The organism is Salinibacillus aidingensis, assembly GCF_039522525.1.
GTDB classification, from domain to species: Bacteria; Bacillota; Bacilli; order Bacillales; family Alkalibacillaceae; genus Salinibacillus; species Salinibacillus aidingensis.
Genome location: NZ_BAAADO010000006.1, coordinates 89225 through 101343 on the forward strand (window position 1 = coordinate 89225; position 12119 = coordinate 101343).

Annotated in this window: 7 protein-coding genes, 1 other RNA gene and 1 pseudogene; 7 read left to right on the top strand and 2 right to left on the bottom strand. The window is 44.1% G+C overall.

Annotation, left to right across the window (positions count from 1 at the left end):
- Positions 1-148 precede the first annotated feature (148 nt).
- From smpB to ABD006_RS14185, 3 genes and pseudogenes are all read left to right on the top strand, one after another.
- Positions 149-610 carry an SsrA-binding protein SmpB gene (gene smpB / locus ABD006_RS14175; RefSeq protein ID WP_044163128.1) on the top strand — a complete coding sequence of 154 codons (462 nt, stop codon included), beginning with the start codon at positions 149-151 and terminating at the stop codon, positions 608-610.
- Between the two features lie 122 nt (positions 611-732).
- Positions 733-1071: a transfer-messenger RNA gene (gene ssrA / locus ABD006_RS14180) on the top strand.
- Between the two features lie 378 nt (positions 1072-1449).
- A pseudogene (locus ABD006_RS14185) lies at positions 1450-2260 on the top strand (4-hydroxyphenylacetate 3-hydroxylase C-terminal domain-containing protein); the annotation flags it as partial.
- A gap of 13 nt (positions 2261-2273) precedes the next feature.
- On the opposite strand, the gene gltC reads toward ABD006_RS14185, so the two are convergent.
- Positions 2274-3179 carry a glutamate biosynthesis transcriptional regulator GltC gene (gltC, locus tag ABD006_RS14190; protein WP_343842401.1) on the bottom strand — a complete coding sequence of 302 codons (906 nt, stop codon included), beginning with the start codon at positions 3177-3179 and terminating at the stop codon, positions 2274-2276.
- A gap of 304 nt (positions 3180-3483) precedes the next feature.
- On the opposite strand from gltC, the gene gltB reads away from it, so the two are divergent.
- The 3 genes from gltB to ABD006_RS14205 all read left to right on the top strand — a co-directional run bounded on the left by gltB (position 3484) and on the right by ABD006_RS14205 (position 10500).
- Positions 3484-7998, top strand: a complete 4515-nt coding sequence (gltB, locus tag ABD006_RS14195) for a glutamate synthase large subunit (RefSeq protein ID WP_343842404.1) — start codon at positions 3484-3486, stop codon at positions 7996-7998.
- A gap of 21 nt (positions 7999-8019) precedes the next feature.
- A complete protein-coding gene (locus ABD006_RS14200; RefSeq protein ID WP_343842406.1) occupies positions 8020-9507 on the top strand; it encodes a glutamate synthase subunit beta in 1488 nt (495 codons plus the stop codon).
- Positions 9508-9675: 168 nt separating this feature from the next.
- Positions 9676-10500 (top strand): aldo/keto reductase, encoded by an 825-nt coding sequence (locus ABD006_RS14205; RefSeq protein WP_343842410.1) that lies wholly within the window; start codon positions 9676-9678, stop codon positions 10498-10500.
- Positions 10501-10593: 93 nt separating this feature from the next.
- Here ABD006_RS14205 and ABD006_RS14210 read toward each other — a convergent pair whose 3' ends face one another.
- Complete coding sequence (locus tag ABD006_RS14210; protein WP_343842413.1) at positions 10594-11550, bottom strand: calcium/sodium antiporter; 957 nt, start codon at positions 11548-11550, stop codon at positions 10594-10596.
- A 180-nt stretch (positions 11551-11730) separates the two neighbouring features.
- On the opposite strand from ABD006_RS14210, the gene csaA reads away from it, so the two are divergent.
- The gene (gene csaA / locus ABD006_RS14215; protein WP_343842416.1) at positions 11731-12060 is read left to right on the top strand and encodes a chaperone CsaA; all 330 of its coding nucleotides are present in this window, start codon (positions 11731-11733) and stop codon (positions 12058-12060) included.
- Positions 12061-12119: the final 59 nt, after the last annotated feature.

The following is a 12119-nucleotide window of genomic DNA, read 5'->3' on the forward strand; positions in this document are numbered from 1 at the left end:
TTCTCATAAAGGAAAAAAATAAGTCCATGAAAATGTTTGAAATATGTGAAGAGTTCTTTTACACGCTTATTATAACCTTTGTTTTCTTTTTATGAAGGGTGACTTTTGTGTTAAAATAAGGGGTATGTGACGAATAGGAGGTTTTGCTATGCCAAAAGGTCAAGGGAATGTCATAGCGCAAAATCGTAAAGCCAATCATGATTATTTTATAGAAGAAACGTTCGAGGCAGGTATTGTGTTAAAAGGGACGGAAATTAAATCTGTCCGGGATCGCCGTGTCAATCTTAAAGACTCATTCGCCCGGGTTGAACGTGGGGAGGTCTTTCTTCATAATATGCATATTTCCACGTATGAACAGGGCAATCGGTATAACCATGATCCGGTACGTACGAGAAAGCTGCTGCTTCATCGTAAGGAAATAGACAAATTAGTCGGGAAAACCCAGCAGGAAGGGTATTCGTTAATTCCGCTCAAAATGTACATCAAAAACGGTGTAGCAAAGGTTTTAATTGGCCTCGGTAAGGGGAAGAAGAAGTATGATAAACGGGAAACCTTAAAACGCAAGCAGGCCAAGCGGGATATGGAGCGGGCGATGAAGAATCAGTTTTAACAGGAAGTACCAGCTTCAGCCTGTTGAAAATCGCTGCTGATGTGTTATAATAAGTATTGTCGTTGAAAGAGACGACATTGGCGAACTCAAGGTCGCTATCTCTTAAAATAATCCGGGGACGTTACGGATTCGACAGGGGTAGATCGAGCTTGGGTTGCGTGTCGAGGTTACGTCTCGTAAAACGTTACTCAGTTAAATATAACTGGAAACAATAATAACACTACTCTAGCAGCAGCGTAAGCTCTGCTAGGATCCTTCCTGCTATCGCCCATGTGGCAGATTGAAGGGTCTCAAACTATAGTGGGCTATGCTGTTAGTCGCCGTCTGAGGCTGACAGAAGAATTCTAATCAGACTAGCCACTTGGAAGCCAGTCGTTAGGCTGAAAAGCTGGCGAAGGACAATATAACGACTACACACGTAGATACCCGAGTGACGATATCTCTGGACGTGGGTTCGATTAGACGATAGTCGCCTTATGTGGTAACACATAAGTGAAAATCCGGCTTTATCGGTGAAACCTAAGTCACCATACGGGTGATAAGGCAATACCGAGCAGTATGTGGAGCAATCCAACAGCTGTGTATCGACTTATAGGCTGCCATTCTAAAATGGTAGTACTAGGATGTGAAATGCTGCCGGGGCAACCGGTAAATCTAAATTTCACATAAGACGCCGGAGGACCTGAGGAACAGGTTCAAGATATAGTCAGTGCCATGACGAAAGCATGGAAGTGCACGTCCCACCGTCTCCACCATACATAATATGGTGGTTTTTTTATGTCTAATATTCATAAAACACCTTCTCAATCCTGCTATCTTTGTTTGAAGCCCTCCATTAAACCAGCCATTTATTTGATTTTTCCATTCCAGGTTATGAATCGCTTTTTGGTTTGTTTTTTCCGATTAATAGAGAAACTTTTGTGAATGGGGATTCCACTTATAATTATCCTTTGAGTTCCCGTTTTGAGGAAATGGATACCATTGTTGTTTTTGATGATGTATTGGTTCCATGGGATCGTGTTTTTTTTCTACAATAATATTCAGGTTGCCAATACCTTTAAGGAACAAAGTACATTTCTTCCCTTTACCCTCCACCAAGTGGTATCCAGACAAGTGGTTAAAGTTGAATTCATTCTCGGTGTTGCCCAGTCTATTGTACACACCATTAATATCAGTGAATATCAACATGTGCAGGAGCAGGTTTCAGAAATTATCATAGCTCTGGAATCAATGAAAGCCCTGCTGACCAAGGCTGAGGTGAACGCTGCTATTGATCAATTTGGACTTATGAGGCCTGAGGTAGAACCACTCAAAGTTGCTATAAGTTATTTCCCGAAAGTCTATCCCCGATTAGTGGAAATCATACAGCTGCTTGGTTCCAGTGGGATTGTGATGCTCCCCGGTGAAGAGGACTTTGCTTCGGAAATAAGGGGAGATTTACATCAGTATTTACAAAGCGCAACGAAAAATGCTGCGCATCGGGTGAAATTATTTCGGTTAGCCTGGGATTTAACCATGAGCGCTTTTGGCACACGCCAGACCCAATATGAACGATTCTTTTTTGGAAATCCTGTTCGGCTAACCACTGATTTATATTGGAATTATGATAAAATTCAGGTGCCTGTCACTTTTGCACAAGGGAAAAAGTGACAGGCACCTATTTTTAATATCCAAATCGATTCAGTCTCTCATAGTAGTTTTTAAGGAATTCAAAAAACACCTGCTCTGATGGGGCGACTTCCCGTTTTGATGGCAGGATAATTCCGACGGTACGTGAGACGTTCGGCTCAATAATTTCAATGGATTTGGTATCCCGCATCGGCAGGTCAGTCAGGGTGATTTCGGGAAGGATGCTCACACCAAGTCCGGCCGAAACCAGCCCTTTAATCGTATCCACATCTTCCCCTTCAAAAGCAATTCTTGGCTGAAAACCAACCTGCGTACAGGCCTTCATAATAATATCCCGAATATGATATCCCTGTCTGAAAATGACAAAAGGCTCATGTCGTAATTGCATGAGTCGTAAATAGGGCTCGTTTGTTAATTCGTGACTGGCTGGTAATAAGGCCATCATTTTTTCGGTAAAGAAGATGTGCCCTTTCACATCATCGTGGCTGGTTGGAACAGGAGAAACGAAGGCAATATCGATTTGACCGGAAATTACTGCGTCTGTTAATTCTTTTACGGTTCCCTGATGTAATTGAAAGCCGATCTGCGGATGTTCCTTTCGAAAGGCAGAGATCACATTCGGCAGAGTTTTTGCCGCCAGACTTATCGGAAAGCCGAGCCGGATGGTACCACTTTCCGGATTTAAGAAATCATAAACCGCTTTTTCTGCCTTATCGAACTCAAGCATCGCCCTCTCCACATGTTCAAGGAAAAGCTCTCCGACTGATGTGAGCTGAATCTTCCGCCCCCCGCGTAAAAACAGCTTAACCCCAAGTTCATCCTCCAAATTCGCAATCTGTCTGCTTACAGCTGACTGAGCGACGTGTAATTCCAGAGCGGCCTCACTCACATGCTCCAATTCCGCGACTTTTATAAAATATTTAATTTGCCTGAGTTCCATCCTCTCACCCTTTAATGAACTGTTATCTCATTTTGCGATGAATCATATCTCATATATGTATTGAAAGCATAACAGAAAAATTATAGGATATAAATACCTTGTTGTCGTACTTTTTATAATTTTTTAAATAAATTCAAATTTGTTGGAAACATGGAAGAGACACTCGCATCTGGCGAGTTTATTTTTTCTAAGAACATAAGAATGTCTGCGAGCGATTTTTCTCGATTGGCATTCGGAAGGTTCTATGATTTGATCTGTCAGTTACAGTTCTTATTTAAATCAATGGAAAAGGTGGGATTAAGCAATGATTCAGACAGGGCTTCCGAAACAGCAGGGACTGTATGATCCCAAATTTGAAAGTGATGCTTGTGGTATAGGTTTTATTGCAAATATAGATGGTCACCAAACCCATCAAATGATTCAGGATGCCATTACGATCCTCTGTCGCCTGGAGCATCGTGGGGGGCGAGGATCGGATCCAAATACAGGTGACGGTGCAGGAATCATGATGCAGATTCCGGATGAATTGTACCGGAAAGAATGGAACCAGATGCTCCCGAAGCAGGGAGATTATGCTGTTGGGATGCTGTTTTTGCCACAACAGGAACATTTAAGGAAGAAAGCCGAGTCTGTTATAGAGCGGGTGATAGAAGAGGAACATCATGAACTCATTGGCTGGCGGACCGTTCCTGTAAATGAGTCCATTCTATCAGAGACTGCTGCATCCACCATGCCATACATCCGCCAGGTTTTTATTAAAAAGCCTGAAGAGCTGTATTCTGATGAAAAATTTAAACAATCGCTTTACTTAATTCGGCGCATCATTGAAAAGCGTGTCCATAATATGGAAGAGCTTAAAAAAGGCCCGTTTTATTTTGCCAGTCTCTCTCCTGAGACCATTGTATATAAAGGAATGCTAACCCCGGAACAGATGGATGAATTTTACCTGGACCTAAAGAATGCAGTCGCTAAAACCGCATTTGGTATGGTCCACTCCCGTTATAGTACGAATACGTTTCCTTCCTGGGAGCGGGCACACCCGAACCGTATGTTAATGCATAATGGGGAGATTAATACCATTACAGGAAATGTGAATTGGATGAAGGCCCGGGAAACTGCCGCTGTATCTCATGTTTTTGAGGAACGTCATAAGGAATTGCTGCCGATTATTGATGAGGATTCCAGTGACTCGGGGATGCTCGACCAGACTTTTGAGTATCTGGTGACCAATGGACGTTCCATGTCACAGACGGCGATGATGATGGTGCCTGAGGCCTGGGATCTGAATGAACAGATGCAGGATCCTGAACGGGCCTGTTTTGAGTATTTAAGTACCATCATGGAGCCATGGGATGGACCTACAGCCATTGCGTATACAGATGGAAAGCAAATTGGAGCATCCTTGGACCGTAATGGGCTCCGTCCGGCACGTTTTTATATTACAGAGGATAATCGCATTGTGCTGTCTTCGGAAGTAGGGGTTGTAGATATTGAGCCGGAGCGGATCGTTCAAAAAGGACGACTGGCACCAGGGGAAATGATTTTAGTTGACATAGATAAGCATCAGGTCATGTTTAATGAAGATATCAAACGGGAGATCGCATCAAAATTCCCGTATCGTGAATGGCTGAAGGATTCACAGGTGCAGTTAAAAGGATTACCGGAAACAGACGCCTTTGAGGAAATATCCGAGGATGAACTTCTTCCGTTTCAGCTGGCGAATGGCTATACAAAAGAAGAAATGATGAAAAACCTTTTACCCATGGTCACCGAAAAGAAAGACCCAATTGGATCCATGGGAAATGATACTCCGTTAGCTGTACTATCAGAGCAGCCGCAGCTCCTGTTTAACTACTTTAAGCAGTTATTTGCCCAGGTGACAAATCCACCCATTGATGCCATTCGGGAAAAAGGGGTAACGTCAACGACATCCTATCTGGGTCCCCGTCATAATTTCTTAGATGATGGACCAGAGCACTGCAAACGAATTCGGCTATATACACCGGTTCTGACAAAGCAGGAGTTTGATGCAGTGATTCATAACAGCCGAAGTGACTTCCGCTTTGAAAAAGTATCCATGACCTATCCGGTTTCACACGGAGCAAGTGGAATGGAACCTGCTTTGGAATCCCTTTTTCAGCAGGTGGAGCGGGCTATAGAACAAGGGGTTTCCATGATTGTATTAACAGATCGTGATCTATCGAGTGAGAGAGTGGCGATCCCATCATTATTGGTTGTTAGTGGTTTACACCATTACCTGGTTCGTAAGGGATTACGGACAAAGGCAAGCTTGCTTTTGGAAACCTCTGAAGCACGGGACGTTCATCAGTTCTCCGTCTTAATCGGATATGGTGCAGATATTATTTATCCATATCTAGCTTATCGTTCCATTCAAAACCTGGTGGATTATGAATTTGTTGAGGACTATAGCTACGAGCAGGCCATAGAGCGCTACAGGGATGCAGCCACTTCCGGTATCGTTAAAGTAATGTCAAAAATGGGGATTTCCACCATTCAAAGCTACCGGGGAGCACAGACCTTTGAAGCAATTGGTATTGACCGTGAAGTCATTCATAAGTACTTCTATGGTACATCTTCAAAGATTGGAGGCATTGGTCTCGAAACCATCGCCCAAGAGTCTCTGACCCGGCACCGTATCGCCTATGAAGACAGACGTTCCACATTACCATCCGGTGGTGACATGCAATGGCGTCATGATGGGGAGTACCACGGGTTTAACCCACAAACCATTCATACTCTTCAGCATGCCGCACGGATGAACAGTAAAACCTTGTATAAAAAGTTCTCTGATTTAGTAGAAAACGAAAAAGTGACGTACTTACGAGACCTGCTGGATTTTAATTTTGATAAATCTGAATCCGTGCCACTTGAAGAAGTAGAATCAGCAGAGTCCATTTGGAAGAGGTTTAAAACCGGGGCCATGTCCTATGGTGCTCTCAGTCAGGAGGCACATGAGACGCTGGCCATCGCCATGAACCGTATTGGCGGAAAAAGTAACAGCGGTGAAGGTGGAGAAGATCCGAATCGCTTCACACCAGATGAAAATGGAGATTTTAGAAGAAGTGCCATCAAGCAGGTTGCCTCTGGACGCTTTGGGGTTACGAGTTATTATTTAACCAATGCTGATGAAATCCAAATTAAAATGGCTCAGGGAGCAAAACCAGGAGAAGGGGGCCATCTGCCAGGTAAAAAAGTACACCCATGGATCGCTGACGTACGTAAATCCACACCAGGTGTCGGACTGATTTCTCCGCCGCCGCATCATGACATTTATTCGATTGAGGATCTCGCTCAATTAATCTATGACTTAAAGCATGCAAACACGGATGCACGCCTGAATGTAAAGCTTGTTTCAAAATCAGGCGTTGGAACGATTGCAGCCGGTGTGGCTAAAGGAAAGGCTGATGTCATACTTATCAGTGGCTATGAAGGGGGCACGGGTGCCTCTCCTAAAACAAGTATACGTCACGCAGGATTGCCATGGGAGCTTGGCTTAGCCGAGGCTCACCAGACCTTAGTTTTAAACGGGTTACGAGAAAGAGTTCGTTTAGAGACAGACGGTAAGCTTATGACCGGTCGTGATGTGATGAAGGCTGCCCTGCTTGGAGCCGAGGAATTTGGCTTTTCAACGGCGCCAATGGTCGTACTTGGCTGTATTCTGATGCGTGCCTGTCACCTGGATACATGCCCTGTTGGGATTGCGACACAAAATCCTGCGCTTCGGGACAAATTCGTTGGTAAGGCTGAACATGTGGTGAACTATATGCGTTTTGTTGCTGAAGAAATGCGGGAGATTATGGCCCAATTAGGTGTCCGCACACTAGATGAACTAATCGGACGCACAGATTTATTAACTCTTAGTCCCAAAAAAGCGGACCATCCAAAGGCTGATCAGCTTGACTTTGAACCATTGTTATTCACTGCGGATGCTGACTGGCTCGAAGCTGAGCGGAAAGAAGTAAATGTTTTTGATGAACAGCATATGGATACGTTTCAATTGATCCCGCAATTGGAGGATGCATTAGAGTATGAAAAGCCGCTTCAGTTAGATCTGCCCATAGAGAATACAAATCGAACAGTGGGGACCACACTTGGATATGAAATCTCCAGGCGCTACGGTGAAGAAGGTCTTAAGGAGGATACCATTGACCTTCGTTTTACAGGATCAGCGGGTCAGAGTTTTGGTGCGTTTGTTCCCCGCGGTGTAACCATGCGTGTAAAAGGGGATGGAAATGACTACACAGGCAAAGGATTATCCGGTGGCAAGCTCATTTTCCGCCCAAATTTACCTTCTGCATTGCATCGTATGGAAGAGGTCATTATCGGAAATGTTGCCTTATTTGGTGCCACATCTGGGGAAGCCTATATCAATGGTGGTGCAGGTGAACGCTTTGCCGTCCGAAATAGCGGTGCACATGCTGTTGTCGAAGGTGTTGGAGATAATGGATGTGAATATATGACAGGCGGTCGTGTCGTCGTTCTCGGTTCTATTGGGAAAAACTTTGCAGCCGGAATGTCAGGTGGAATTGCTTACATCTGGGCGAACGATATCAAGGAAGTAAAAAAGAAATGTAACAAAGAACTGGTATTATTCGAAAAGCTCGATGATCGGGAGGAACAAAATGCAGTGAAAGAGATGCTGCTTAAGCACGTGCAATATACAGGCAGTAAACGGGCGAAGTATCTCTTGAATCATTGGGATGCTGCAGTTCGCCAATTTGTGAAAATTATACCTGAAGAATATAAATCAATGCTGGCGCGTGACAAAGATTCGAGTCATGAAAAAGTGGTGCAATAAACGACAAAGGAGGGGAACAGCATGGGTTATTTAACAGGGTTTATGGAATTCAGCCGAAAAGACCAGAAAGTTCGCGATCCAATCGAGCGTATCAAAAGCTGGGAAGAGTATGTCCTTCGCTTTGATGATGAGGAATTAAAGCGACAAAGCTCACGCTGTATGGACTGCGGAACACCTTTTTGTCATACAGGTGCGGAATGGGAAGGTGCGTATGTCGGCTGTCCTGTGAATAATTTTATCCCTGAGTGGAATGAGCTTGTGAGTGAGGAAAACTGGCAGGAGGCGCTCGCACGGTTAGAGGAAACAAATAATTTTCCGGAATTTACTGGCCGCGTGTGTCCGGCCCCGTGTGAGGGATCCTGTACTCTAGCCATTAATGATGATCCTGTAACTATTAAATCAATTGAAAATGAGATTATCGAACGAGGATTTGAAAATGGCTGGGTGCAAGCTAAAGTTCCGGCACGCCGTACAGGGAAACGTGTAGCTGTTGTCGGCTCAGGACCTGCTGGACTGGCGGCGGCTGATCAGCTGAATGAAATGGGTCATCATGTGACGGTGTTTGAACGGGATGACCGGCCGGGCGGCTTGCTCATGTACGGGATTCCGAATATGAAACTGGAAAAGGAAACGGTTGACCGCCGCATCAACGTCATGAAGGAATCGGGGATTGAGTTTACATGTAACACAGAGGTCGGTGCAGATATTACCCGGGAGGAATTGAATGCCTCGTACGATGCCGTCATTATGTGTACAGGAGCTCAGAACCCACGGGATATTCCTTTAGAGAATCGTAATAGTAACGGCATTCATTTTGCCATGGACTATTTAACCGCTGCGACAAAGGCCCTTGAAACCGACCCGAAAGATACACCAATTTCAGCACAAGGCAAAAATGTAATTGTGATCGGTGGCGGGGATACAGGAGCGGACTGTGTAGCCACGGCCCTTCGCCAAAATTGTAAGCGGGTCGTTCAGTTCGGCAAGCATCCGGCAAGTCCGGAAGAGCGGACAGATGACAATCCATGGCCTGAGTTTCCGATGACGTTCAAATTGGATTATGGGTATAAGGAAGGCGTCAATGCCCAGGGAGAAGACCCGCGTAAATATGAAATTTTAACCCAGCGCTTTGAGCAGGATGAACAGGGACAAGTGAAAGCCCTGCACACGCTGAATGTGGAAAAGGTTTATGAAAATGGGAAACTGGTAACAAAAGAAATCCCGGGTACGGAACAGGTGTGGGAGGCTGATCTGGTTTTAGTAGCTATCGGTTTTACCGGTCCAGAACAAGAGGTTTTAGAACATTTTGGTCTGAAAACGGATGAACGGGGTCGCATATGGACGGCCGACGGAATGAAGGACTACCGTACAAGTGAAGAAGGGGTTTATACGGCAGGTGATGCACGCCGTGGTCAAAGCCTTGTAGTCTGGGCCATTCGTGAAGGACAGGAAGTTGCCGAACAGGTCCATGGATACTTAACAAGTGAAACCACAAAGCAGATTGTATAGGGACATGGGGACAGGCTCCTTGTCCCTTTATGCTGCCACCTCATATATACTGAATACTGATATACAGCACCCCGAAAATGACATACCTGACCTTATTATGGTATTTTATTGATGTTGTGGAAAAATGACACTAGGAATTCTATAATACGCCGAAAGGAGATTTGCATCATGGATTATGTTACCTTAAACAACGGAATCAAAATGCCACAGCTCGGTTTTGGTGTTTGGCAGGTAGAAAATGACGAAGCAACCAAAGCCGTATCAAAAGCACTTGAAACAGGTTATCGCTCGATTGATACAGCGATGATTTATCAGAATGAGAAGGGCGTCGGAAAAGCCATTAAAGATTCAGGTGTTCCCCGTGAAGATCTATTTATCACTACGAAGGTCTGGAATAGTGACCAGGGCTATGAAAATACCCTCCGTGCGTTTGATGAAAGCCTTGAAAGACTGGGGCTCGACTATGTGGATTTATACTTGATTCACTGGCCGACACCTGAGTTTGATGATTATGTGGATACTTATAAAGCAATGGAGAAACTTTATAACGATGGCCGCGTAAAAGCGATTGGAGTATGTAATTTTGAAATTGAGCATTTAGAACGTATTCTTGAAGAATGTGAAGTAAAGCCTGTGCTTAATCAAGTGGAATGTCATCCTTATCTTGCCCAAAATGAAATGAAAGAGTTCTGTGCCAAGCATGACATTTTTGTAGAAGCATGGAGTCCTCTGGATCAGGGCGGGGAAGCGTTGCGTGATGAAACAGTAAACAAAATTGCTGAAACTCATCAGAAAACCCCTGCCCAGGTAATCTTACGCTGGCATCTGCAAAATAACACGATTGTGATTCCGAAGTCCGTTACACCATCCAGAATAGAAGAGAATTTTAATGTATTTGATTTTGAGCTCACAGCTGAAGAAATGGATGGGATGCATCAGCTTAATCGAAACAGACGAAATGGACCTCATCCAAACGATATGAATAAGCGCTAGAAACAGAAATCATAATCGTTCAGGCGGAAGGACACCTCGTGTGATAAACCAGGCGGGCCCGTGCCCGCACTGGTTCTTTTTAACCCATAAGCATTAATTTCTCAAAATAATATAAACCATATAGGCGATATAAAAGGCGATGAGAATCAGCCCTTCCCGTTTTCCAACCCTGAAGTTTGTACGGGAAAAAATCAGTAAAACAACCGTTATAAGCAGCATAAGATACACATCTGTGAAAACTTTTCCGTTCACGGCAAGAGGTGTAATCGCCGAGGAAACTCCAAGTACAAATAAAATATTAAAAATATTACTTCCTACAATGTTCCCCAGAGCAATCTCACTTTCCTTTTTCAAAGCAGCGGTAACAGAAGTGACCAGTTCAGGGAGAGACGTACCAATGGAAACAATCGTCAGACCTGTTAAGGTTTCGCTCATCCCCCATCGGTAGGCAATTTCAGTCGCATTAGAGACAACCAATTCGCCCCCAATAATGATGCCCGTTAATCCAAAAATGGTAACCAGAATATTTTTTCCCCACGTGACATCAACGGCCATCGCGTCCGCTTCTGTGTTTTTTCTGTTTTTGAGTGCAACCTCAATGACATAGGACATGAAAATATAAAGAAACAGTAAGAAAATGAGACCGTCACTGCGGGTAATAAAATTATCATTTAAACCTTCCAATGTGACATCACTCATAACCACCAGTAAGGCTACACTTGCCAGTAAAGTGAAAGGAATCTCTTTACGGACGGTTTCTGTCTCCACCTTTAAAGGGAAGATTATAGCAGCCGTACCAACCACAAGTGTTAAATTAAAAATGTTACTGCCGATAACATTCCCGAGTGAAACCTCAGCACTATCCTCCAGTGCAGCAACAATACTTACCGTTGCTTCTGGTGAACTGGTACCTAAGGAAACAATGGTTAAGCCAATGATAATCGACGGCACACGTAGCAGCCTTGCAATATTAGAGGCTCCATCCACGAAAAAATCAGCACCCTTAATTAAAAAAATAAACCCAATGACTAAGAAAATGTATACGCTCATATTCCCAACTTCCCGTAAAATAGTAGTTTTCCTTTCATAACTTTACCCGATTTTTTATCTTTCATTCCATCGTCAGGTTTTCATCGTTCCTCTTCTTAAAATAATCCTATCATTAAGAAGGGATTCTTTAAAAAATAATGAATGAAATAGTAGAATGCTTGTTAAAAAGGAGAGAACGTTATGGCCACATTGGAAGACTTTCAGAACCTGGATATTCGTATTGGTACTGTGAAAAAAGCTGAACCTTTTCCGGAAGCCAGAAAGCCTGCCATTAAACTTGAAATTAATTTTGGAGAATTAGGTGTGAAGCAATCGTCGGCTCAGATCACAGAACGCTATGAACCAGAGCAGCTTATTGGCAGACAGGTGGTTGCAGTCGTCAATTTTCCACCGATGCGTATTGCCGGTTATAAGTCAGAGGTTCTGGTGATTGGAGGCGTACCTCGTGAAGGGGATGTTGTCCTGTTGCAGCCTGATCAACAGGTCCCTGATGGCACTCCTATAGCTTAAATAATTAAGTGAGTCCAGCGCAGCAGCCGGACAAGGAAAAGCGCGGGAACCCGTTTAGC

Excerpts from the sequence above, each read along its gene's own strand:
- gltB (WP_343842404.1), top strand. The coding sequence starts at position 3,484 with ATGATTCAGACAGGGCTTCCGAAACAGCAGGGACTGTATGATCCCAAA.
- smpB (WP_044163128.1), top strand. The coding sequence starts at position 149 with ATGCCAAAAGGTCAAGGGAATGTCATAGCGCAAAATCGTAAAGCCAAT.
- csaA (WP_343842416.1), top strand. The coding sequence starts at position 11,731 with ATGGCCACATTGGAAGACTTTCAGAACCTGGATATTCGTATTGGTACT.
- ABD006_RS14210 (WP_343842413.1), bottom strand. The coding sequence starts at position 11,550 with ATGAGCGTATACATTTTCTTAGTCATTGGGTTTATTTTTTTAATTAAG.
- gltC (WP_343842401.1), bottom strand. The coding sequence starts at position 3,179 with ATGGAACTCAGGCAAATTAAATATTTTATAAAAGTCGCGGAATTGGAG.
- ABD006_RS14205 (WP_343842410.1), top strand. The coding sequence starts at position 9,676 with ATGGATTATGTTACCTTAAACAACGGAATCAAAATGCCACAGCTCGGT.
- ABD006_RS14200 (WP_343842406.1), top strand. The coding sequence starts at position 8,020 with ATGGGTTATTTAACAGGGTTTATGGAATTCAGCCGAAAAGACCAGAAA.